This window comes from Aeromonas sp. s7(2024) (genome assembly GCF_040907825.1).
GTDB classification, from domain to species: domain Bacteria; phylum Pseudomonadota; class Gammaproteobacteria; order Enterobacterales; family Aeromonadaceae; genus Aeromonas; species Aeromonas veronii.
The window spans coordinates 38406-62102 of the sequence record NZ_JBFOCM010000023.1 but is presented as its reverse complement, the minus strand read 5'-3'; the positions used below and the strand labels follow the sequence as shown (position 1 = coordinate 62102).

At 58.3% G+C, this 23697-nt stretch carries 23 protein-coding genes; 9 read left to right on the top strand and 14 right to left on the bottom strand.

The window, feature by feature from the left end:
- Positions 1-247 precede the first annotated feature (247 nt).
- The 4 genes from AB5Y73_RS09970 (at position 248) to AB5Y73_RS09955 (ending at position 3559) form a co-directional block, all read left to right on the top strand.
- Entirely contained in the window at positions 248-820 is a 573-nt protein-coding gene (locus AB5Y73_RS09970; protein ID WP_005333118.1) for a phasin family protein, read from the top strand.
- Between the two features lie 94 nt (positions 821-914).
- Positions 915-2102, top strand: coding sequence for a patatin-like phospholipase family protein (locus AB5Y73_RS09965; protein WP_040065538.1), 1188 nt, complete (start codon positions 915-917; stop codon positions 2100-2102).
- Position 2103: 1 nt separating this feature from the next.
- Positions 2104-2745 (top strand): TetR/AcrR family transcriptional regulator, encoded by a 642-nt coding sequence (locus AB5Y73_RS09960; protein ID WP_005345492.1) that lies wholly within the window; start codon positions 2104-2106, stop codon positions 2743-2745.
- A 25-nt stretch (positions 2746-2770) separates the two neighbouring features.
- Positions 2771-3559 (top strand): hypothetical protein, encoded by a 789-nt coding sequence (locus AB5Y73_RS09955; protein WP_118853816.1) that lies wholly within the window; start codon positions 2771-2773, stop codon positions 3557-3559.
- A 115-nt stretch (positions 3560-3674) separates the two neighbouring features.
- Here the strand turns inward: AB5Y73_RS09955 and AB5Y73_RS09950 are convergent, their stop codons facing one another.
- Together AB5Y73_RS09950 and AB5Y73_RS09945 are read right to left on the bottom strand one after the other, a co-directional pair.
- Positions 3675-5105, bottom strand: coding sequence for a wax ester/triacylglycerol synthase family O-acyltransferase (locus tag AB5Y73_RS09950; protein ID WP_118853815.1), 1431 nt, complete (start codon positions 5103-5105; stop codon positions 3675-3677).
- Positions 5106-5359: 254 nt separating this feature from the next.
- The gene (locus tag AB5Y73_RS09945) at positions 5360-5692 is read right to left on the bottom strand and encodes a polyhydroxyalkanoic acid system family protein (protein ID WP_019446402.1); all 333 of its coding nucleotides are present in this window, start codon (positions 5690-5692) and stop codon (positions 5360-5362) included.
- Between the two features lie 259 nt (positions 5693-5951).
- Here AB5Y73_RS09945 and AB5Y73_RS09940 point away from each other — a divergent pair, with 259 nt between their 5' ends.
- Positions 5952-6680: a hypothetical protein gene (locus AB5Y73_RS09940; RefSeq protein WP_107682957.1), complete on the top strand. Its 729-nt coding sequence runs from the start codon at positions 5952-5954 to the stop codon at positions 6678-6680.
- Between the two features lie 99 nt (positions 6681-6779).
- Here the strand turns inward: AB5Y73_RS09940 and AB5Y73_RS09935 are convergent, their stop codons facing one another.
- Genes AB5Y73_RS09935 through prpB form a run of 3 tightly spaced genes read right to left on the bottom strand, consistent with a single transcriptional unit; the run spans position 6780 to position 10261 of the window.
- The gene (locus tag AB5Y73_RS09935) at positions 6780-8225 is read right to left on the bottom strand and encodes a bifunctional 2-methylcitrate dehydratase/aconitate hydratase (protein ID WP_107682956.1); all 1446 of its coding nucleotides are present in this window, start codon (positions 8223-8225) and stop codon (positions 6780-6782) included.
- A gap of 10 nt (positions 8226-8235) precedes the next feature.
- A complete protein-coding gene (gene prpC, locus AB5Y73_RS09930) occupies positions 8236-9363 on the bottom strand; it encodes a 2-methylcitrate synthase (RefSeq protein ID WP_107682955.1) in 1128 nt (375 codons plus the stop codon).
- Positions 9364-9373: 10 nt separating this feature from the next.
- Positions 9374-10261, bottom strand: a complete 888-nt coding sequence (gene prpB / locus AB5Y73_RS09925; RefSeq protein ID WP_107682954.1) for a methylisocitrate lyase — start codon at positions 10259-10261, stop codon at positions 9374-9376.
- 147 nt (positions 10262-10408) lie between these two features.
- Here prpB and AB5Y73_RS09920 point away from each other — a divergent pair, with 147 nt between their 5' ends.
- From AB5Y73_RS09920 to rsmF, 4 genes are all read left to right on the top strand, one after another.
- Positions 10409-11035, top strand: coding sequence for a paraquat-inducible protein A (locus tag AB5Y73_RS09920; RefSeq protein WP_005345516.1), 627 nt, complete (start codon positions 10409-10411; stop codon positions 11033-11035).
- Positions 11019-11621, top strand: coding sequence for a paraquat-inducible protein A (locus AB5Y73_RS09915; RefSeq protein WP_005333132.1), 603 nt, complete (start codon positions 11019-11021; stop codon positions 11619-11621). The genes AB5Y73_RS09920 and AB5Y73_RS09915 overlap by 17 nt, the downstream gene beginning before the upstream one ends.
- A 55-nt stretch (positions 11622-11676) precedes the next feature.
- Entirely contained in the window at positions 11677-14229 is a 2553-nt protein-coding gene (locus AB5Y73_RS09910; protein ID WP_107682953.1) for an MlaD family protein, read from the top strand.
- A gap of 143 nt (positions 14230-14372) precedes the next feature.
- A complete protein-coding gene (rsmF, locus tag AB5Y73_RS09905) occupies positions 14373-15803 on the top strand; it encodes a 16S rRNA (cytosine(1407)-C(5))-methyltransferase RsmF (RefSeq protein WP_107682952.1) in 1431 nt (476 codons plus the stop codon).
- 226 nt (positions 15804-16029) lie between these two features.
- Here the strand turns inward: rsmF and AB5Y73_RS09900 are convergent, their stop codons facing one another.
- The 9 genes from AB5Y73_RS09900 to acpP all read right to left on the bottom strand — a co-directional run bounded on the left by AB5Y73_RS09900 (position 16030) and on the right by acpP (position 23592).
- Positions 16030-16302: a RepB family protein gene (locus tag AB5Y73_RS09900; protein ID WP_234829652.1), complete on the bottom strand. Its 273-nt coding sequence runs from the start codon at positions 16300-16302 to the stop codon at positions 16030-16032.
- 172 nt (positions 16303-16474) lie between these two features.
- Positions 16475-17503 carry a site-specific integrase gene (locus tag AB5Y73_RS09895; protein ID WP_107682950.1) on the bottom strand — a complete coding sequence of 343 codons (1029 nt, stop codon included), beginning with the start codon at positions 17501-17503 and terminating at the stop codon, positions 16475-16477.
- A 286-nt stretch (positions 17504-17789) separates the two neighbouring features.
- Entirely contained in the window at positions 17790-18569 is a 780-nt protein-coding gene (locus tag AB5Y73_RS09890) for a YchF/TatD family DNA exonuclease (protein ID WP_279499608.1), read from the bottom strand.
- 24 nt (positions 18570-18593) lie between these two features.
- Positions 18594-19541 carry a DNA polymerase III subunit delta' gene (gene holB / locus AB5Y73_RS09885; protein ID WP_107682948.1) on the bottom strand — a complete coding sequence of 316 codons (948 nt, stop codon included), beginning with the start codon at positions 19539-19541 and terminating at the stop codon, positions 18594-18596.
- Positions 19526-20167 carry a dTMP kinase gene (gene tmk, locus AB5Y73_RS09880; RefSeq protein ID WP_107682947.1) on the bottom strand — a complete coding sequence of 214 codons (642 nt, stop codon included), beginning with the start codon at positions 20165-20167 and terminating at the stop codon, positions 19526-19528. Before tmk ends, holB begins: the two co-directional genes overlap by 16 nt.
- Positions 20167-21168: an endolytic transglycosylase MltG gene (gene mltG, locus AB5Y73_RS09875; RefSeq protein WP_005333156.1), complete on the bottom strand. Its 1002-nt coding sequence runs from the start codon at positions 21166-21168 to the stop codon at positions 20167-20169. Before mltG ends, tmk begins: the two co-directional genes overlap by 1 nt.
- The gene (pabC, locus tag AB5Y73_RS09870) at positions 21158-21964 is read right to left on the bottom strand and encodes an aminodeoxychorismate lyase (protein ID WP_118853813.1); all 807 of its coding nucleotides are present in this window, start codon (positions 21962-21964) and stop codon (positions 21158-21160) included. Before pabC ends, mltG begins: the two co-directional genes overlap by 11 nt.
- A gap of 67 nt (positions 21965-22031) precedes the next feature.
- A complete protein-coding gene (fabF, locus tag AB5Y73_RS09865; protein WP_107682945.1) occupies positions 22032-23273 on the bottom strand; it encodes a beta-ketoacyl-ACP synthase II in 1242 nt (413 codons plus the stop codon).
- Positions 23274-23355: 82 nt separating this feature from the next.
- Positions 23356-23592 carry an acyl carrier protein gene (gene acpP / locus AB5Y73_RS09860; protein WP_005300909.1) on the bottom strand — a complete coding sequence of 79 codons (237 nt, stop codon included), beginning with the start codon at positions 23590-23592 and terminating at the stop codon, positions 23356-23358.
- Positions 23593-23697 lie beyond the last annotated feature (105 nt).

Genomic DNA, 23697 nt, shown 5'->3' with positions numbered 1-23697 from the left:
AAGAGAATCCTGCTACTGATTAGGGTGTTACTAGGTTGTTAGATATATCACGATTCATATGGGAATCCGCAATTTGATTGTCGGTTCGTGAGCAAACCCTAATTTCGGTGGTGTGCCTGTTCCGTTATTAGGTAGAACCCTCTATTTTTTCTCCCTAGACTGAAGTTGAAAAATCAGTAATGCCACAACCCGATTGCAGTTTCGTTGTCGCCATTACATTTAACTGTCGTTATTCAAGGAGAAGATCATGGCTAAGAAATTGAAAGCGCTGGCAGGGTCAGTGACCGACAACCAACTCACCTCCACCATCAAGGAGTCCACCCAGCAGATCTGGTTGGCGGGTCTGGGTGCCTATGCCAAAGCGCAGGAAGAGGGTGGCAAGATCTTTGAAGCCCTGGTGCAGGAAGGTGAAGCGCTGCAAGCAAAAACCCGTCAGAGCGCAGATGAGAAGATTGCCGCTGTGACCGACAAGACCGCCAATACCTGGGGCCGTCTGGAGCAGGTGTTTGAAGATCGCGTGGCCCGCGCTGTGGCCAGCCTCGGCATTCCGACCCGCAAGGATATCGACAAGCTCTCCAAGCGCATGGCCGAGCTGACCGACGTGGTCCAGCAACTGCTGGATGCACAGGAAGAGGAAGCCCCGGCCGCAGAAGCCAAACCGGCTGCCGCCAAAAAGCCCGCGGCCCGCAAGCCTCCGGTAAAGAAGGCACCGGTAGCCAAGGCTAAAGAGGCCGTGGTTGAGCAGGCTGCCGATCTCCTCTCCGCAGCGGAAGATGCGGTGAAAGAGGTGAAAGCCAAAGCAGAGAGCGTCCTGCCCTGATCCCTCGCGGTGACGGAAGGTGATTGATACCGGCCCATGCCCTGCGCTGGGCCGGTCTTGTCATGGTGAATGTCATGGATAGAGAGGCGACGCTATGAGTACCATCGCAATTGCCCTTGCTGGCGGCGGGCCGCTCGGCGGCATCTACGAGATCGGTGCCTGCGCTGCCCTCTCTGACAGCATCAACGGCCTGCGCCTTGACCATGCCGATATCTATGTTGGCGTCAGCTCGGGGGCCGTGGTGGCGTCGGCGCTGGCCAACGGTATCTCGCCGGCTAAGCTGGTGCGGATCCTGCTCAGCGATGATTCGGGGGAGATGTTTGACCCGGCCACCTTGCTGCGCCCTGCCTTTCGTGAATATGCCGACCGTCTGACCTCGATCCCGCCACTGGCGTGGCAGAGCCTGACCTACTATCTGGCGGCGCCCTGGAAGCGCAGCCTGTTTGAATCGCTGCAGGGGCTCTCCAAAGCTATTCCGACCGGACTGTTCGACAACCGCGGAGTGGATCGCACCCTGACCCAGTTTTTCTCTCGTCCCGGCCGCAGCAACGATTTCCGCCAGCTGCGCAGCAGACTGTTTGTGGTTGCCACCGAACTCGACACCGGCCATCCGGTCGCCTTCGGCAGCCCGGGGCTTGATGACGTGCCTATCTCGGCGGCGGTACAGGCGTCGGCCGCTCTGCCCGGCCTCTTCCCCCCTTCATTGATTAACGGGCGTTACTATGTGGACGGGGCGCTGATCAAGACCCTACACGCTTCGGTAGCGCTGGAAGAGGGGGCGGATCTGGTGTTCTGCATCAATCCGCTGGTGCCCTATGATGCGGACATGGCCGCCGGCGCGCCGACCAATCTGGTGGACAGCGGTCTGCCGGTGGTGCTGGCCCAGACTTTTCGCGCCATCATCCACTCCCGCATGCATGTGGGGATGGATCGCTACAAACACCAATATCCCGACGCCGACGCCCTGCTGTTTGAGCCCTCTTCTGCCGATGGCGAGATGTTCTTCACCAATGTTTTCAGTTACCGGGATCGTCGCCGCCTCTGCGAGCACGCTTACCAGCATACCCGTCGCGATCTCTGGCAGCGTCGTGACGAGCTGGCGCCGGTGCTGGCCAAACATGGCCTCGAGCTCAATCTGGCCGCGCTGGCCGATGAAGATCGCACCCTGCTGGCCCCCGGCATTGGCTCAGTCGCCGCCCTCGACAAGTCGCTGGAGCAGTTGCAGCACTGGCTTGCCAAACGCTATCGCCACGGCGTGCGTCGTTCATCACCAAAGGAGTAGCATGGATCGCAAACCCAAACGCCGTACCCGGGAGCGGATCCTGACCACTGCCCTCGCCTGCTTCAATCGACAAGGGGAACCCAGCGTCACCACCTCGGCCATTGCGGCCGAGATGGAGATCAGCCAGGGCAATCTCTACTACCACTTCCACAACAAGGAGGAGATCGTCAACGCCCTGTTCTGCGAATTTGAACAACAGATGGATCGCCTGTTGGAGGCGGTAAGCACCCCATCCGATGAGCCCGAAGATATCTGGCTCTTTCTCCACCTGATGTTTGAAGCCATCTGGCAGTACCGTTTCCTCTACTACGATATCGCGACCCTGATGAGTGGTTATCATCAGGTGGAACAGCGCTTTTCCGCCCTGCTGCGCCGCAAGGAGCAGACCGCCATCGCCATTTGCAACCATCTGCAAACGGTCGGGCTGATGGAGGGCACGGCGCAACAAATGCGCACGCTGGCGGCTAATGTGGCGCTGGTGGGCACATTCTGGATCTCTTACCAGCGGGCACTGCACCCCAAGGCGGACGCCGATATCGCCCTCGGCGTCTTTCAGGTGATGCAGCTGGTCGCACCCTATTTGCGGGCCGATGCCCGCGCTCATCTGGGCGCCCTCGCCCACCACTACACCGACAAGGTTTGATTCACATGCTACAGGGAGAACAAGCATGACCACTTCACAACTCGAATTTGTCCCCTTCCCCTACGCGGATGCGGCCTATGACTATGCCGGCCAGAAGCTGGCGGACAACTGGGATCGTCTCCATCAGGGGGATGCCGAACCCTGGCCCGAGGATGAACAGGTGCAGGATGCCTGGCGGGCCTATCATGCCGGGGATTTTGCCCATGCAGTTGCCCTTGGCGAAGCGGCCGGTGAGGCGGGCCTCAATGTGGCGAACAAGGCGCTGGTGATCCATGCCAGCTATCTGCTGGAAGACAAGTATGCCAAGCGCGCCGCCTTCGAGCGGGCGGCCAGCCATGCCGAGAAGCTGCAAAAACGTCAGCCCAGGAACGCCAACGCCTGGTATTTCCACGCGCTGGCCCTTGGTCGCTACAGTCAGGTGATTTCCATCTCCAAGGCCCTCTCGCAAGGAATTGGCGACAAGATCAAGGTAAGCCTTGAGAAGGCGCTGGAGCTGGCGCCAGATCACGCCGAGGCTCATATCGCCTTTGGCGCCTGGCACGCGGAGATCGTCGACAAGCTGGGGGCCATGATCGGCGGCCTCACCTATGGCGCCAAGAAGGAGGAGTCCGAGCGTCACTTCAAGGAGGCGCTGGCGCTGATCCCCGACTCGGCTATCGCCCGCATGGAGTACGCCAACGCACAGGTGATGCTGCACGGCAAGAGCCGCCTGAAAGCCGCCGAAGCCCTCTATGATGAAGCGGCCGAGTGCGAACCGATGGATGCCATGGAGCGCCTCGATGTGGAAGCTGCGCGGGAAGAGTTGGAGGATTAACCGCCACACTTGCCACGGATAGACAACAAAACAAGAGGCCAACCCACGGGTTGGCCTCTTTTATGATGGGTGCAGTCCGGTTGGCTACGCCGTCACTGGTCGCTCAAATGCTCGCTCAACCGAGCAGCGCATCCAGTCCGTTGGGGTCAAACAGCAGCTCCGGCTCCATCAGCACCAGCAACAGTAGTTGTTCGAACTCCACCGCAAACCGCTCGACCACCCGATCCGGATCCGGTACCAGCTTCTTGTCGGTGATTAGGCCCAGCTGCACCTTGTGATCGTAAGAGAGGATGGATACGCCGACGCCGATATCCCCCGATTGCGGCACCCAGAACAGCGGCTGACGTAATTTTGCTCCAGCCAGATAGAGGGTCTGCTGCGGGCCGGGCACATTGGTGATCACCGCACTGGCCTTGGCCGTGAGCAGCTCGACGGCCTGCTGTTGCACCGCATTGGGGGCCATGCCAAGGGCATGTAACAAGTTGAGCACTACCACGGGTTGTAGCGAGGTGCGCAGCGCCTGCATCCGGTCACGTACGGTATAGAGCCGCTGTAACGGGTGTTCAACATCCAGTGGCAAGTCCAGGGCGACCAGCCCGAAGCGGTTGCCAAGTGCTCCCTCATCGTCCGGTGCACGCATATTGACTGGCACCAGGGCGCGGATCTTGACCTTGTTGGCATCATCCCCCTTCTCCTGCAGGTAGTGGCGAAACGCCCCTGCGGTGGCGGCGATCAGCAGATCGTTGACCGAGCAGCCCAGCACCTTGCCCACCGCCTTGATATCCGGCAGATCAATTTGCTCCGACCAGGCCACCCGCTTGGTGCTGGTGGTCTTACCCCGCAGGCGGCAGGGGGAGTCATCACCGAGGGTGGCGATATTGCACAGCTCGCTCGCCAGATCGCGCCCGGTCTTGAGGTAATCCACCGCCTTGGTGGGATGGGTGACCACTTCGACATATTTGGACCAGAGGCTACCGGTCAGCTTGAGACCGGCCCGCACCAGACGGCTGCCCTGGTGGCAATCCTCCTCATCCTCGTCATCGCTGTCATCCAGTGGCTCCGGTGACGGTGGTCGCGGCGCCCCTTCCGGTGTGTTATCCATCATGGTCAGCATGGCTCGCACCAGCGAGAAGCCATCGCCCATGGCGTGGTGAATGCGCACCACCAGCGCTTGCCCACCCAGCGAAGTGTCGGTGAGGTGCATATCCCACAGGGGGCGCTGGTGGTTGAGCGGCGTCGAGGCGAGATCGGCCACCAGCTTCTCCAGCTCCAGCTTGCCTGCTTCACCCGGCAGGATCACTCGCTTGAGGTGCTGATCGAGATCGAAATCGGGATCATGACGCCAGTAGTAGGAGCCCCCCTCCAGCACGGCCCGCTGGTGAAAGCGGGGTTGCACCGAAATGGTGTGGCGCAATCCGGCCCGCAGACGCGTTTCATCAAGTTCTCCTTCAAACATCAGGACACCGATGATCTGCATCAGGTTGTTGGGTCTGTCCATGCGTAACCAGGCGGTATCGACGCAGGAGATAAATTCACTCAGTGGCATGGTTGTTTCCCTACAAAATGAATTTACCGAGACGGCAAATTGCTCCTGTCCTCATATCCGGATGAAGACTTGATGCAATCAGAATGACTTTAATGAGTGCCGACTCGAAATATGAAATAAAGATGAAAGATTACTGACAAATAGAATCAAGACCTCGCTGGATAATAAATCTGACAAACCATATGGCTTGCCAACTTATTTCAAACAGCCATCGTTTACAGCTGGTTTATTTAAAGGCAGTGCAACGAAGAGTTTCAAACACGTTTGGGGCAAGGTAAGCGATTGTCGACATAATCGAGGATCTCCTGCTCCAGTACGCTGCGTACCGGCAACAGCATCAAGCCAAGATGCACTTCCAGTTCCAGGGTATCTTCGTCCAGGGTGAGAGTGCCATGTACCCCTGAGCCGCGAAAACGAAGCTCGGTCTCCTCTTCATCTGCCCATTCGCAATCGAGTTGATAGCTCTCGCTCATGTCCGCAGCGATGGCTTCGGCCGCGATCCGGGCGGCGGCCAATCCCAGCGGATGCTGACGGCTGATCTGGATGATAGAGAGTGCGCTGCTGCCAGCGAGCGAGTTGAAGAACATGGTCGTTACTCTGGGTCATAAGTTAGTTATTGATATTAAACACATGTTCACAACAAATGAAAGGATGGTTCACATAAATGGGACTCACTTAACAGAGTCGAGAGGGATGAAGGCCATCAGCGGGGCATGGCATTTATTCCCTCCCCCGTGCGCGCTACACTTGTCACGGAACGGTCAGCAAAAGCTGCTTGTTTTTCATTCACTTGTATCTTCGTATCACCGAATCCCCATCAATGGGCCCAAGGCCAGAGAGCTGTAGATGACGCATCAAGAACATGCCCACGACGACGATAGCACCCTGGGTCGGCTCTACCGCCAGCTCAAGCGGGTTGCAGCCTTGCGCGAGCAGATGCGTGCCCACCCGGAAGATCAGCAGGATCGGGATCGGCTACGCCAGTGGCAGGCCGACCGGTTGGGGCGAACCCATCGTGATCTGCTGGAGAGTGACCGCTACGGCCCGGCGGCCGAGTTTTTCCTGACCGATCTCTATGGCCCCGGGGATTGCGCCCGCCGCGATGCGGACGTGATGCGGGTGATGCCGACCGCCGAGCGGCTGTTGCCGGAGTCCGGTCTCAAGGTGCTGGCGCAGGCGATCGAGCTTGATGCCCTCTCCGAAGAGTTGGACTATCTGATGGTGGTGGCGCTGCGGCGCATTGATGGCATTGATCCCATCACGCCGGACCATTACACCATCGCCTATCGTGCCGTGGGTGAACAGGCGCGCCGGGAACATCAGATTGCGTTGGTGAGCGAGCTTGGGATGACGCTGGACAGACTGGCGAGAAAGCCGCTGCTGGGGGCGACCCTCAAGCTGGTGTCAGGGCCAGCCCATCTGGCGGGGCTTGGCGAGCTCTTCTCCTTTGTCGAGCGTGGCTATCAGGTGTGTCATCAGATGGGGCGTGCTAATGAGTTCCTCGAGACCATCTCCAGTCGCGAGACGGCCATCATGACGGCGCTCTTTAACGGCGACAGCAGTGCGCTTGAGTAAGGCTTATCGAGGGATAAGCCGCCAGAATAACAAAGCGGGCCGATGAGCCCGCTTTTCGTTTATCACTGTTTGCCGATATGTTGGCCAATGCAAGACCGGTCAGATCACCAGCAGATCCATAAAGGCGTGCACCGGGGTGGCGGCAAGGCGCGGCCCATCCTGACAGAGGGCCAGAATGTCGTTGACCCGTTTGGCCGGGAAGCGGGTGGCCAGATTGTGCTGGAATTTCTCCACCAGCAGCGGGATCCCCTCCTCCCGACGGCGACGATGGCCGACCGGGTACTCCACCTCCACCTTGGCGGTGTGAGAGCCGTCCTTGAAGAAGATCTGGATGGCGTTGGCAATGGAGCGCTTGTCCGCCTCCAGATATTCGCGGCTGTAGCGTTTGTCCTCCTGCACCACCATCTTGCTACGCAGCGCGTCGATGCGGGGATCGGCTGCTACATCATCCTCGTAATCCTCGGCAATGAGGCGACCGAAGATGAGCGGCACCGCCACCATGTACTGCAGGCAGTGATCCCGATCGGCCGGGTTGTTGAGGGCACCCACCTTGCTGATGATGCGAATGGCCGACTCATGGGTGGTGAGCTCGATACGGTCTATCTCGTCGAGCCGCCCCTTCACCTGCCCATGCAGCTTCATGGCGCACTCTACCGCGGTCTGGGCATGGAACTCGGCGGGATAGGAGATCTTGAACAGCACGTTCTCCATCACATAGCTGCCGTACCCCTGATGCAGGGCGAACTGATTGCCCTTGAACAGCACATCGTAGAAACCCCATTTTGGCGCGCTCAGTACGCCGGGGTAGCCCATCTCGCCGCTCGTGGTGATAAGGGCGAGGCGCACCGCGCGCGAGGTTGCATCCCCCGCCGCCCAGCTCTTGCGCGACCCCGCATTGGGGGCATGACGGTAGGTACGCAGGCTCTGGCCATCGACCCAGGCCTGGGAAACCGCATCGATCACCTGATCGCGGGTTCCCCCGAGCATATGAGTCACCACGGCGGTGCTGGCAACCTTGACCAGTACCACGTGATCGAGACCGACCCGGTTGAAAGAGTTCTCCAGCGCCAGCACCCCCTGAATTTCATGGGCCTTGACCATGGCCACCAGCACATCGGCCATGGTGAGCGGCGCCTTGCCCTCGGCGACGCGGGTACGGGAGAGCCAGTCGGCAGTGGCAAGAATACCGCCCAGATTGTCGGAGGGGTGACCCCACTCGGCGGCCAGCCAGGTGTCGTTGTAATCGAGCCAGCGGATGATGGCGCCGATATCCCAAGCCGCCTTGACCGGATCGAGGCAGAGTTGGGTACCGGGCACCCGGGCCCCGTGGGGTACGAGCGTGCCCGGCACAATGGGGCCAAGGTGCTTGGTACACTCGGGGAAGCGCAGGGCCAGCAGGCCACAGCCCAGGGTATCCATCAGGCAGTAGCGGGCGGTGTCGAGAGCGGCCTGGCTGATAATGGGGTGATTGCAGACGTAATCGGCAATATCGACCAGCACCTGATCGGGCTCGGGTCTGTGGTTGACGTCGACGTTGGCGGACATCGTGATTTCCTTATCGTTGTTGTAGGGAGACAAAATGACGTGGCGCCGGGCCGACATAATCGGCGCTCGGGCGGATGATCCGGTTGTGCTCGCGCTGCTCCATCACGTGAGCGCACCAGCCGGTGACCCGCGAACAGACGAAGATGGGGGTGAACAGCTTGGTCGGGATCCCCATGTAGTGATAGGCGCTGGCGTGGAAGAAGTCGGCGTTGGGAAAGAGCTCTTTCTCTTCCCACATCACCTTCTCCGCCTCGCAGGAGACGCGATAGAGGCGATCATCCCCCACCGCTTCGGCAAGTTTGGCCGACCACTCCTTGATGATGATGTTGCGCGGATCCGAGGTGCGGTAGATGGCGTGGCCAAAGCCCATGATCTTCTCCTTGGCCGCCAACTTGGCCAGCAGTTCGCGCCTTGCCTGCGCTTCATCCTGCCAATGTTCGATCATCGCCATGGCTGCTTCGTTGGCGCCGCCGTGCAATGGGCCGCGCAGGGTACCGATGGCGGCGGTGATGCAGGAGAACATGTCGGAAAGAGTCGAGGCGCAAACTCGCGCCGCAAAGGTGGAGGCGTTGAACTCATGTTCGGCGTAGAGGATGAGGGAGACGTGCATCACCCGCCGCTCCAGCTCGCTCGGCGCCTTCTGGTGCAGCAGCGCCAAAAAGTGGCCACCGATACACTCCTCGTCGGTATCGAGGGCGATGCGGACCCCTTCATGACTGAACTTGTACCAGTAGATCAGGATCCCCGGGAAGGCCGCCAGCAGCCGATCAGCTACTTCATGCTCATGCTCGAAACCATCTTCCGGCTCCAGATCGCCGAGCATGGAGCAGCCGGTGCGCAGCACATCCATGGGGTGGGCATCGGCGGGAATGCGCTCCAGCACCTCCAGCAGCGGCTGGGGCAAGGCGCGCAGGCGACGCAGTTCGCGCTTGTACGCGTCAAGCTGCTGCTCACCGGGCAATTCCCCCTTGAGCAGCAGATAGGCGACCTCCTCGAACTGGGCGCTGTCGGCCAGCTCCTTGATGTCGTAGCCGCGATAGGTAAGACCGGTACCGCTCTTGCCCACGGTGCAGATGCTGGTCTCCCCCGCACTCTGCCCGCGCAGACCTGCCCCGCCCAACGGTTTTTGCTGTCCCATAAGCTGCCTCCTATTCCTTGGCTGTAAACAGACGATCCAGTGTCTGCTCGTAGTGGTGATATCCGAGGAAGTCGTAGAGCGACTCCCGGGTCTGCATGGTCGCCACGACGGCTCGCTGATGGCCATCCTGGCGAATATGGTGATAGACGTTGAGGGCGGCCTGATTGGCGGCGCGGTTGGCGCTCAAGGGGTAGAGCACCATATCAACGCCGTGGGCAGCGAGCAGTTCCTTGTCAAACAGCTCGGTTTTGCCGAACTCGGTCATGTTGGCGAGGATCGGCACTCCGGCCGCCTGCCTGAACTGGTCATACTGGGCCAGCTCGGTTACCGCCTCGGCGAAGATCATGTCGGCACCGGCGGCCACATAGGCGGCAGTGCGCTCAAGAGCCGACGCCATTCCCTCCACCGCCAGTGCATCGGTGCGCGCCATGATGACGAACTCGTTATTCTCGCGGGCATCCACCGCCGCCTTGATGCGATCGCACATCTCCTCAAGCGTGACCACCGCCTTGTTGGGGCGGTGGCCGCAGCGCTTCTGGGCCACCTGATCTTCCATATGGACCGCAGCAACCCCGGCCCGCTCGAACGCGTGAATGGTGCGGGCAATGTTAAACGCCCCGCCCCAGCCAGTATCGATATCGACCAGCAGCGGCACACGGGTCGCAGCAGTTATCCGTTCGGCATCGATCAGCACGTCGTTGAGGGAGGTCATACCGAGATCCGGCAAGCCGTAGGAGGCATTGGCTACTCCGGCACCTGAAAGATAAATAGCTTGAAAACCGCTGCGCTCAGCCATCAACGCCATATAGGCATTGATGGTGCCGACGATCTGCAGGGGATGTTCATTGGCAAGGGCGGTGCGAAAGCGCAGGCCTGCCGAGGGGGACAAACTGGACATCATGACTCCTTTCACCTGTCTAGTCTGGCTATCTAATATCACGTTTACGTTAACGTCAATTATACTTTCGTAACATTCTGGCCGCAGGCAAGACAGGAAACCGGTTTTAGGGTAAATTTCACCAATTCCTTCAACAGGTTGAATTGTATGATGGAGCCCGGTTCCGTGATTGTCTGTCCGGCGTGCGACTTGCTGATCCAGCGCAAAGCACTGCCGCTGCGTCGCCATGCCCACTGCCCGCGTTGTCACCAACATCTCTATGGCCGTTATGCCTTTCGTCCCTCCCAGTTGATGGCCCTGACCATCACCGGATTTCTGCTGCTGCCCTCCGCATTTTTTGAGCCGCTGATCTATCTGCGGCTGGCTGGGGTCAACACCGATGCCGACCTGCTGCGCGGTATCCTGGTGCTGTTTGGCGAAGGTGAATGGTGGGTAGCCAGCCTGGTGCTCTGGTGCGCCGTGTTGGCGCCGGTGGGATTATTGGCGGGGATCTTTGTGCTGGCTTCGGGTCTGGCCAAACGTTGGCACATTCTTCCCGTCACCTTGAAGCTGGTCGAGGTGTTTCGCCACTGGGCCATGCTGGAGGTCTATATCGTCAGCCTGCTGGTTGCCCTGTTCAAACTGATCGACATCGCCGATGTGCGCCTCGGTGGCGGGTTGCTCAGCCTCGGTATTTTGATGCTGCTCAACATGACCCTGCTGATCCTGTTTGACCCCGCCCCCTACTGGGCGCGGATCCCGTTAAAGGAGCCGGAACATGACCAGCGCCCGTGAGATGGGGCTCTGCCGCTGCCATACCTGCGGTCTGCTGGTGCGCTATCAAGCCGGGGCAGTCTGCCCCCGTTGCAGCAGCAAATTGCAGGTGCGCATTCCCCGCTCCCTCGCCTGGTCGTGGGGCTTGCTGGCGCTCGCCACCTTCATGTTGTTGCCTGCCAATCTGTTGCCCATTACCCATTTCTACAACAAGGGGTTACTGCAGTCAGATACCATCTTCAGCGGTATCATGATGCTCTATCGCAGCAAAATGAGCGGGATTGCCACCATAGTTCTCACCGCCAGCATACTGGTGCCAGTGGGAAAAATATTGGGGCTGGGCTGGATCTGCTGGCAGTTGCAGCGGGCCAAACCGGTGCGGCGCAAGCGCCAACTGGTGATGTATCGGGTGATCGATTTTATCGGTCGCTGGTCGATGCTGGACTTGTTCGTGATTTCGCTGATGGTGGCACTGGTCGATCGGGGTGTGCTGCTGAGTGTCCGCGCAGGCCCCGGAGCCACCGCCTTTGCCGGTGTGGTAGTGCTGACCATGATGTCGGCCCGCATGCTCGATACCCGTTTACTGTGGGACAAGGCGGCCCGTTAATGATTTCTCTGTTTTTGTCTGATGCGCTGTTTAATCCAGCCAATAAGGAGTCACTATGATCGGGGCTGAACCCGTCATCGAAAAGCGCCGCTGGTTATCGCCGGTCTGGCTGTTACCCCTGATAGCCCTGCTGCTGGCGGGTGGCTTTCTCTATCAGCAGGTATTGAGCCGTGGCCAGCTTATCCAGATCAACTTCGCGCAAGGCAACGGCATCTTGCCGGGCAAAACCCAGATTCGTTATCAGGGGGTGGCCATCGGCGTGGTGCAAGAGCTGGAGCTGGCTGAAGATGGCCGCAAGATTGCGGTGATGGCCAAGATTGACAGCCGTGCCAGACCGCTGATCCGCAAGGGATCCGACTTCTGGCTGGTGAGCCCCAAGGCGTCGCTCACCGAGATCTCCGGTCTCGATACCCTGGTCTCCGGCAACTACATCAACCTGCAACCAGGGCGTGAAAGCAATCCGCTGGAGGAGACTTTCGATGCCTTGGAAGGCCCTCCTCCCGGCTATCAGGCTCAGGGGCGCATGCTGCACCTGACCGCCGATTCGCTGGGTTCGGTAGGGATTGGCGCCAAGCTCTATTTCCGCGGTATCGAGGTGGGCAGCGTCATCAATACCCGTCTGGGTCAGGACAATCAGAACGTCATTCTGGATCTGGTGATCGAGCCGCGTTTCGAACATCTGGTCAAAGCCGATACCCGCTTCTGGAACATTAGCGGCATCAAAGGTTCTTTCAGTCTGGCTGGCGTCAGCGTGGAGGCTGGCAGCCTCACTTCCATTCTGAGCGGCGGCATTGCCTTTGACTCGCCCAAAGATTCACCGGAGCCGGAGAAAGGACAGACCTTCGTCCTCTATAAAGGGCTGGCGGAAGCAGCGCGCGGTGCGCGTATCGACATTGCGGCTGGCGATCTTCCGGTCAAGGAGGGGATGCCCATCCTCTATGAGGGGATCGAGATTGGTCGTGTCGACCCCATTCGCCTTACCGACAAAGGCCGGGTGGTCACAGCGCTGATCAACCCGGAGCAGGCTTATCGCATTACCGACAAGAGTCAACTGGTGTGGGAGAGCGTCTCCCTCTCCGCGACCGGTGTGCAGCATGCAGATCGCCTGCTCTCAGGCCCGGCCATTCGCCTCGACTATGTGGCGGGCAAACCGGTACAGAAGATGACCCTGACCGATCGCGCGCCCCAGAGCGGCACCAAGGTGACGCTGCAGGCTGACGATCTGGCAGGGCTCAATCAGGATGCACCTGTCTGGTACAAGGGATTGCAGGTGGGCCGTATCAGCCAGCTCACCCTGGATGCGCGCGGCAATGCCAGCATTGAGCTGGTGATGGCGCAGAACTATGGCCATCTGCTCAACCGTGCCCGCTTCTATCGCGCCGCCCCGTTGCAGATTGATGCCGATCTGAGCGGCATCAAAGTAGAAACCAGTCCGGCCAGTGCCTGGTTGGGGGGCGGGATCAAGCTGGTACAAGCCAGCAGTGGCGAGCGGATTAACCTTCTCTACCCGAGTCAGGAGCTGGCACTGCTCGGCACCCGTGATGCCAAGCCGCAGCGCTGGTTGCTCAAGGCAGATCAGGCCGATGGCATTGGCATTGGCTCGCCTGTGCTCTATCTGGGGCTGGAAGCGGGCAAAGTCAAGCAGCTGCGCGCCGCCAAAGAGGGGGTCGAGATCGAGCTAGAAATTGATGGCGTCTATGCTCCCCTCCTCGCCCAACAACCCCAGTTCTGGAAAAAACCGGCCATCGACACCAAGGTGCGGGTCGATGGTGTGCAGGTCAAGGTGGGCAACCTAGGTACTTTGCTGCGTGGCGCCATCGAGTTCGATCGGTTGGCCAATGGCCGCAGCAGTCATCAACTGTTCGATTCCAGGGAGCAAGCCAAGGCCAAGGTGCGCCAGCTGTCACTGGTGGCAGAGAGCAATCCGGGGCTCGGGATTGGCAGCCCGATCCGCTATCGCGGTGTCGATATCGGCAAAATTGAAGAGATCGAGCTGGAGCCGTCACTGGGTCAGGTGATCTTCAAGGCGGAACTCGATGGCCACTACGCCGAGCGTTTCCTGCAGTCCGGCGCCCGCTTTACTCTGGTGCAGGCCAAGCTGGGGCTGGGCGGTGTCGCTCACCTCGATACCTTGATCAAGGGGGCGTTTGTAGAAGCTCAACCCGGTAAAGGCGCTGGCAAAGATCGCTTCCCCTTGAGTCAGGTCGGCACGGTGGGTCTGGCCCTGACCCTCAAGAGCCCCTCCGTCAATGGCCTGAGCGTCGGCAGCCCGCTGCTGTTTCGCAAGATGGTGGTGGGCAGTGTCACCAAGGTGGCGCTGGCTCGGGATGGCAGCGAGGTGGTGATCGACGTCAACGTGGAACAGGAGTATGCCCATCTGGTGCGGGCCAACTCCCGTTTCTGGAATGTCTCCGGGGTCAAGGCGGATATCGGGCTGACCGGCGGCACTATCGAAGTGGAGACGGTGCAGAGCCTGCTGGCCGGCGGCATTGCGTTCAATACGCCGGAGAGAGAAATGGGGTCAACCGTCAGGGCGGGCCACAGCTATCCGCTCTACGGCAAGGCCGAGAAAGAGTGGCTGGAGTGGAGCCCTCGTATCCAGCCCTGATCTCTTCCCTTTGCATCCCATCCAAGCCCGGCTCCCTGCCGGGCTTTTTATATTCCGGTGCCTGTTGATAGGGTTCAGATTCAGAATATTCTTAGCCTTGTGGTAGGATATCGCCCCTCTTTTTCGGTCAACGAGACGGCACAGTGCACGACAACACCTTCCTTCCCGATTACTTTTTACGCCACATTGCGGCCATCATGCCGGCCCATCTCTCGATGGATGACTTTGTGGCCAGTTGTCGACGTCCTCTGCGCCGCAGCATTCGGGTCAACACCTTGAAGATCGCCGTCTCAGATTTCGTCGCCCTGATGGAGCCACTGGGTTGGCAGCTCGACCCTGTGCCCTGGTGTGATACCGGCTTCTGGCTGACCCGCAGCGATGAAACTGTCCCCCTTGGCAACACCGCCGAGCACTTGAGCGGGCTCTTCTACATTCAGGAAGCAAGCTCCATGCTGCCGGTGATGGCGCTCTTTGCCAGCGACAGGATCAAAGCGGATGGTATGTTGCTGGATGCAGCGGCGGCCCCCGGCTCCAAGACCACCCAGATAGCCGCCTTGATGAACAATCAGGGGATGCTGGTTGCCAACGAGTTTTCCAGCAGCCGGTTGAAAGTGCTTAGCGCCAATATCCAGCGCTGCGGCGTGACCAATGTAGGCATGACCCATTTTGATGCCAAGGTTTTTGGCCAGTGGTTGCCGGAGACCTTCGATGCCATCCTGCTCGATGCCCCCTGCTCCGGTGAAGGTACGGTGCGAAAAGATGAAGATGCGCTGCGCAACTGGAGTATCGAGAGCATCGACGAGATTGCGGCGGTACAGCAGGGGTTGCTGGAGAGTGCCTTCCATGCCTTGAAACCGGGCGGTGTGCTGGTCTACTCCACCTGTACCTTGAGTGAGCAGGAGAATCAGGCGGTCTGCCAATCCCTGCTGGACAAGTTTGGCGATGCCTTGAGTTTTGACTCGCTGGCTGACCTGTTCCCCCATGCAGAGCAGGCCTGTACATCCGAAGGATACCTGCACGTTTGGCCCCAGATCTTCGACAGTGAAGGCTTTTTTGTCGCCAGATTGAGCAAGCATCACTCTGTGCCCAACACCATGTTCAAGCCTGGCAAGCTGGGTAAATTCCCTTTTGCGCCGCTTCCTGCCAAAGAGGCGGAACCCATGTTGCGCGAGATCGAAGCCAACTTCGGGGTGGCACCGCAGGGTCAGCTGTTTGGCCGCAATGACGAGATCTGGCTCTTCCCCCAGCAGTTTGATCAGGTGCAGGGCAAGTTGCGTTTCGATCGCATCGGCATCAAGTTGGCCGAGACCTTCAAGAAAGGCTATCGCCTCACTCATGAGTGGGCACTGGCCTATGGCGATAAAGCGAGCAAGGGCGTGGTCGAGCTGGATAGCGCCAATGCGCGGGAATTCATGATGGGGCGGGACGTCTGGCCAGAGCAGGATGCGGGCACTGGCGAGGTGATCGTCCGCTATCAGGGACATACCCTGGGGATGGGGAAATGGGTGGGTAGTCGGGTCAAGAATGCCCTCCCCCGCGAGCTGGTGCGTGACAACAATCTGTTCAATGCGTAGTGGGCCGTTCGGTGCATAAGCACTTGAACGAGTCTGAAATACCCACACTCTGGTTGAACTTTTCTTCGGATCTTGAAAAGCCTTGAGCCTTGTCTAAGCTTAAGGCAATCCGAACACCAGTTAGCGCACGGCTCTGCAAGGAGCCAATTCCCCTATGCCAGGTACAAGGAATTCGTACCTGGCTTTTTTTATCTCTTCACGTATCGCTGTTACTTCACTCTTGTGTCTATTCAACGGTCTCTTCGACCTGTGTGGTGACTCTGTTTTCAAACGGAGGTTCTCTACCCAGCTCATGTTGGTAGAGCAGATCGATCGCCTGCTCGATGAGTGATGCCTGACTGTCTTCGAGATGAAGACCCAGTGCGGCCAATCGTTCGGCGTGGCGATTGCTGATCCAGCATTGCAGCCGGGTATGGGTCTCCTGCTTGCGTTTTACATGTTGGCGCTGCCGCTCGGCATTGTTTTGGGGCCCCGCCTCTTGCTCTTCACGCCCTGTCATTTCTTGGCTCATATGTCATTGCGATATTACGTTTCCGAGTTTGTTATCTCTCATCACATGCCATTATCCATAGGAAGATGCCCTTCCACCTTGGGCTGCTGGCTGCACGGCAAATATATCATCAGATCAACAAGATATCATTTAACATAAAAAATGAAGTGACGCAGTTGTGTCAAAGCAAGCCATCAAGGGCATGATCGGAGAATTTGTGGGCGTCATCGAAGTACTCCTGCAGGGTTCGCATATCCTTGTGGCGAGTGACTTCAATGATCTTGTTCATCGGCTTTCCGGCAGTTACAGCAGAGGTGATAAATCCACGGCGCAGGCTATGGCCACTGACGTAGAGATCGTCGATGGTTTGGCCAGTTCGCCGCTTGATCATCAGATTGATGCCCTGGGGGCCGAGTGGTTCAGCCATCAGTTGACCCCAGCGGTTCATGCGCCGAAACAGCGGCCCCTCGCTGATCCGGCTTTTGTGTAGCCATTTTTGCAGTGCCGACACGGGGCAATAGTGTTTGCCCGGGATCAGGGCTATTTCGGTTTCATGCAGCTGATGCTTGCTCGGTTTGAGGCGAAGGCGGATCCCCTGCCCCACAAAATCGAGATCGCTCACTTCAATTCGGGCTGCTTCCGAGCGGCGCAAGGCGCCACTGAACATCAAGAGCAGCAAGGTGTGATCACGCAAGCCAGCCAGATCACCGGTGTCGATGCCATCCAGCACCTGGGTCAATGGTTGCAGCGTCAGGGCACCGGTTTTGCGCTTGCGGTTATCCCCCAACCTGACAATACCGCGCATCATCTCCTTTATTTCGGGATGTTCGGTGGGCATGGGATGAATGCCTTTCTGCTTGAAGGCATAACGGATCCCTGCCAGACGCCTTACCAGAGTTGCCGGTTTACGAGGTTCACCGTTACGCAGCTCCCCCTTCCCCTCCTCTTTATCCAGCCATACCCAGTCAGCCAATACGCCATCGGCCTGATCTGCCAGAAAGTTCATGATGTCATGATGGGTTGTTTGTAGCGGATCCAGCCCGTGCAATTGGCACCAGAAGACAAAAATACGGGTATCCGCCTGATAGGCATTGAGGGTGGAATCCGCTTTTGCACTGCGCAAAAAGCGGCGTGCCCGACTATTTAGCTGTGCATCGAAAACAGTCTGCAGTGACTGATGAGCCGGATTGGACAAGGTTGGATATGCCACGGAACACTATGATTTGTATGAAGTTTAAGTGGATCTTACAGGATCCTCCACATGCATCAAGTATCGATAATGAATATTATCGATACTTAGAATATCTTGTTTTAATACCCTTTGACCACGCTGAATAAAGGAAACATAGGAATATCATTCGACCCAGTTTAGCAGAAACAAAAAAGTAAAATTGGCAGGAAGAAGTGAGAGATAACGTAGCTCGGTGTTGATATTCAGGTGGGTAATCAGCTTGGTATTTGAAATATAAAAAGCCCCGAGCAACGGGGCTTTTGGGTTATTTTTTAGCCAGCTTGAATAGTTCAAAGAAATTCCGGCTGGTGGCTTCTGCCAATTCAGCAAGCGGTACATGGCGCAGGTCGGCAATAAACTGGGCAACGTCTCGTACAAAGGCGGGCTCGTTCTCCCTCCCCCGATGCGGCACGGGTGCAAGATAGGGCGAGTCGGTCTCAACCAGCAATCTGTCGAGGGGCAGAGCCTTGACCACCTCTTGCAGGGCAGACGCATTTTTGAAGGTGGCGATCCCGGAGATGGATATATAGAACCCCATCGCCATTGCTGCTTCTGCCATTTCGAGGGATTCGGTGAAGCAGTGCAGCACACCGCCAACCTGATCAGCGCCCTCTTCACGCATGATCTGCAAGGTATCTTGCTGGGCATCGCGAGTGTGGATGATCAGCGGCTTGTTCAGCGCGTGAGCAACCCGGATATGTTCGCGGAAAGAAGCTTGCTGCACTTCCTTGTTCTCGGGCGAGTAAAAGTAATCAAGACCGGTCTCACCGATGGCCACCACACGTGGATCGGCAGCTTGCTTGAACAGTAACTCGGCATCGACACCGGGTTCCTGATTGAGCGGGTGTACCCCGCAAGAGGCAAACACCTGGGGATAGGGGGCGATCGCCTCGAGCATGGTCGGGAACTGTGCCTGAGTCACACTGACACAGAGAAAATATCCCACGTCCAGTTGCGCGGCCTTGGCCAGCACATCGGCCATGCTGGTCTGCTTGCTGCCATAGCTGAGGCGATCGAGATGACAGTGGGAATCAACGAGTAACATATAAAACCTTCTGCTTGTCGGTACTTATAACCAGCGACTGAGCCAGTTCATCAGATGGATGGTGGGATTGGAGAGCTGACCCGGCTGACATGCCGCTTTCAGGGCAACCAGATCTTGTTCTGCCTCCAGCAGTTTTTCGCTGGAGTGCTGCTCCGCCAACCGTTGACTCAAGATGGCCAGATCAGGCATGGCCAGCTGATGGTGACCACATCCGGCCTGGGTTTTCAGGGCATCGCACAAGAAGAGCTGCAACCAGTGCAACCTGACCTGCGTCTCCTGACCAAGCTGGCTGCACAAAGCCGTCGCCTTGACCGGACTTTGACTCAGGGCGACAAACTGTTCCAGCAGTTCGCGACGAGTACCGTCCTGTTGCTGCTCGATATAGTCGAGTACCCGCAGCGGAGCCCCCTGACAGATCCGCACCTGAGCCAGAGTGGCCTGATGACCCTGCTCGGCCAACCAGCGCACCGTCTCACCTTCTGCTGGCAACTGGCAGACATGTTTGTGACAGCGACTGAGAATGGTGGGAAGCAACCGGGAAACCTGGGAGGCGATGAGGATCAGCAGGCTGTCGCCGGCCGGCTCTTCCAGGGTTTTCAGCAGGGCATTGGCTGCCGATTCGGTCATCCGCTCCGCATCTGGAATGATCACCACCTTGCCACGGCCGAGCTGGGCAGAGCCCTGCAGCCGGGTGCAGATCTCGCGAATGGCCTCCACCCCGATGGTCTTGCTGTCGCGCGTTATGGTGCCGAGATCCGGGTGGTTGCCCTTGTCAAACAGCTGGCAAGAGTGGCAGTGGCCGCACGGCTCTCCGCGATCCGGTTGCTGGCAAAGGTGTAAACGCGCCAGCCGCTCGGCCAGCTGCTCCTTGCCAAGCCCGGGATCGCCGAGCAACAACCAAGCGTGGCCTAGACGACCGGACTGGGCCGTCTGGCTCAGGGCATGCCAGTCGGGGATCAGCCAGGGATACATAGCGGCTCGTTCGACAGATAGTGATCCAATGCACGCTCGATGGCAGCTTTGACCTGTTCCGGCGTTTGCGCCGCATCGATCACCACAATGGAATCATCCTTGGCGGCCAGTTCGAGATAACGAGTTCGGGTACGCTCGAAGAAGCTCAGTTGCTCCAGTTCGATGCGATCCAGCTCGCCACGATGGCGGGCGCGCTGCAAGCCAAGGGCGGGATCGATATCGAGATAGAGGGTGAGATCCGGCTTGAAGTTGCCGAGCACCGCCTGCTTGATGGCTCCGATAAGCTGGGCATCGATACCACGGCCGCCACCCTGATAGGCCTGGGAGGAGAGATCGTGGCGATCTCCCACCACCCAGACACCGTTGGCCAGTGCCGGCTTGATGCGGGTCTCCACCAGTTGTACCCGGGAGGCGTACATCAGCAGCAGTTCCGCCTCGATGGTGAGTCGCTCGTCGTGCACCTCTTTGACGATGGCCCGCATCCGCTCGGCCAGCGGCGTACCACCCGGCTCGCGGGTGCACTCGATCCGGTTGATGCCGTGGCGCTGCAGATAGTCGGTCACATAACGCACGGCCGAGCTCTTCCCTGCCCCTTCCAATCCTTCGATCACAATAAATTTAGACATTAAGGTTTCTTCAATATGTATTCGCGAACCGCCCGATTGTGTTCGTCGAGGGTCTTGGAGAAATAGTGGGCACCGCCCCCCTTGGCGACAAAATAGAGATAGTCGGTCGATTTGGGGTTAAGCGCAGCTTCGATTGAGGCCTTGCCCGGCATGGCAATAGGCGTGGGCGGCAGACCATCGATCACATAGGTGTTGTAGGGGTTCTTGTCGGTCAGATCGCTGCGGCGAATGTTGCCATCATAGCGATCTTTCACCCCGTAAATGACGGTGGGATCGGTTTGCAACTTCATGCCCAGACGCAGACGATTGACAAACACCGAGGCGATCTGCGCCCGCTCATCCGGCTGGCCGGTCTCTTTTTCAATAATTGAGGCCATGATCAACGCCTCGTAGGGGGTCTTGTAAGGCAGGTTGGCCTGACGTTTCTCCCAGCTCTGCTGCAGGAAAGTCTCCATATCCTGATGGGCACGACGCAGGATCGAGAGATCGCTGGCATGGGTGGTATAGGCGTAGGTTTCCGGCAGGAACCACCCCTCCAGCTTGCCATTCTCGATGCCGAGCTCCTGCGCCAGGTCGGCTTCTGATTGCTCGACGGTCAATCGCTCAAGGTATGGGGCGCTGGAGAGCTGCTTCTGCCAATCCTCGAAACGGGAACCTTCGACGAAGGTGAGGCTGAAGTGAAACTCCTTGCCCGATGCGAACAGAGAGAGGGTCTCCTTGAGAGGGGCCCCTTCCTTGATTTCATAGGTGCCCGATTTGATGGCCACCAGTTCGGGATGGCTGCGCAGCCAGAGCCGCACCGCCCAGGGGCTGGTTTCCCCCTCACCCAGTTCGGCGATGAGGCGCGCCGCATGGGCGCCCTTCTCCACCGTAAAGAGCCGGGTCGGCCCCTTGTTGGTGAGCGTCTCTACCTGTTGCCATTTGTAATGTACATAGCCCCCGGCAGCGGCTACCGTCAGCGCCGCCCCCGCGAGCAGGGTGTAAAGCCGATTAAACTTCAATGACCAAACGCTCCTGTAAATGGCGACTCAATACCGCTGGGGGATAGTGAATATCCTCGATGCCATTGACTGGCACGACCCCCATCAGGGTATTGGTGAGCCACACCTCTTCCGCCTGCCATAGTGACTCCAGCGGAGCCTCTACCACACGCAACTCAATACTCATCTGTTTCAACATCGCCATCACCTGGCGACGCATGATGCCATCGACACCACCGCGGGCGAGATCGGGCGTAAACACCGTCTTGCCCCGACGCCAAAACAGATTGGCACTGACCCCTTCAATCAGAAAACCACGACTGTTAAGCACTATCCCTTCGACTGCATTTCGGCTGACAAGTTCGCTTTTCAGCAATACCTGCTCCAGACGATTCAAGGTTTTAAGCCCGGCCAGCATAGGCGCATCACCGATCCGCTGGCGGCACACCACCATCTCGATCCCCTCCTGTTGCCACTGGCCATAGTGAGTGGGAAATGGCGCCAGAGTGACCATCCGGGTTGTGTGCTGACATCCGCTGCCGTCATAGCCTCGCCCCCCCTCGCCGCGGGTCAGGATCACCTTGGCCACGCATTGTGGCTGGTCGGCCACCATCTCTTCAACCTCCCGGGTCAAGAGATCCCAGTCCGGTTCAACCAATCCCAGCCGGTTGTTGGCCTGCTGCAACCGTGCCAGATGGGCAGGCCACTGCAACACGCGACCCTCCCTGACCGCCATGGTGGTGAAATGACCGTCACCATAGGCCAGCCCCCGATCATGGGCCGAGATCGTGTCAAGCTTCATGCCATTGATAAGCAAAGGGATCCCTCCGATAAAAAAGGCCCGATACCGGCAGTATCGGGCCTCTGTCATTGCCCGCAGGCAATTATACGCGTTTGAAGATCAGTGAGCCATTGGTGCCGCCGAAACCAAACGAGTTGGAAAGGGCGTACTCGAAGCTACCTGGCTTGGCCACATGGGGTACCAGATCCAGATCGCACTCATCATCCGGGTTGTCCAAGTTGATGGTGGGCGGAGCCACCTGATCACGCAGGGCCAACACAGTGATGATCGCCTCGATGGCACCGGCGGCGCCCAACAGGTGACCGGTCATGGACTTGGTGGAGCTGACCATCAGGGATTTGGCGTGCTCACCAAACACCGACTTCATGCCACGCAGCTCGGCTACATCACCCAGCGGGGTGGAGGTACCGTGCGCGTTGATGTAACCAATCTGCTCGGGGGCAATGCCGGCATCCTTGATGGCATTTTTCATGGCACGAGCGCCACCGTTGCCATCTGCAGGAGGCGCTGTCATGTGGTACGCGTCACCACTCATGCCAAAACCAACCAGCTCGGCGTAGATCTTGGCACCACGGGCCTTGGCGTGTTCGTACTCTTCCAGCACCAGTACCCCAGCACCGTCACCCAGCACGAAACCGTCGCGATCTTTATCCCACGGACGGCTCGCTTTTTGCGGCTCGTCGTTGCGGTTGGAGAGTGCCTTGGCGGCAGCAAACCCCCCCATCCCCATCGCGGTGGAGGCTTTTTCGGCACCGCCGGCGACCATCACATCGGCATCACCGTAAGCGATCATCCGACCCGCCATACCGATGGCATGGGTACCTGTGGTACAGGCGGTCGTCACGGCGATGTTCGGCCCTTGCAGACCTTTCATGATGGAGAGATGACCGGACACCATATTGATGATGGTGGACGGAACGAAGAAGGGACTGATCTTGCGCGGGCCGCCGTTGACCAAGCTTTCGTGGTTCTGTTCAATCAGACCCAGACCACCGATACCGGAGCCAATCGCCACGCCGACACGCTCGGCATTCTCTTCATTGATGGTCAGGCCGGAATCATCCAGCGCCTGCATACCAGCTGCGATGCCGTATTGAATGAAGAGATCCATCTTGCGAGCGTCTTTACGGTTGATACCGTACTGCTCGGGCTCGAAATCCTTGACCAGACCTGCGAAGCGGGTTGCAAACTCGCTGGCATCAAAGTGTTCGATAAGGGAAATGCCGCTCTGCCCGTTGAGCAGTGCTTGCCAGCTGGATTCGGCAGTGTTACCCACCGGGGAAAGCATCCCCAAGCCGGTCACCACGACTCTGCGTTTTGACACTGAGGTAGTCTCCGAGAGGTTTTTTGAAAAGGAACAAATACAAAAGAAGCGGCCCTGGGGCCGCTTCTTTCAGAACAGGAACTTATTCCTGATTAGCGGTGATGTAGTCGATAGCCGCTTGAACAGTGGTGATCTTCTCGGCTTCTTCATCAGGAATTTCGGTATCGAATTCTTCTTCCAGCGCCATTACCAGTTCAACGGTATCCAAAGAGTCAGCGCCCAGGTCGTCGACGAAGGAGGCAGCGTTCTTAACGTCTTCCTCTTTAACACCCAGTTGTTCGATGATGATTTTCTTTACGCGTTCTTCGATGTTGCTCATGACCTGAATTTTCCTTTAAAAATACGCTATTTGCGTCTGGTTGGGGTAGTTTATTCAATTGACGTGAGTTTGCAAGTAGCTTGCCGCTGGTCAAACCACGAAATG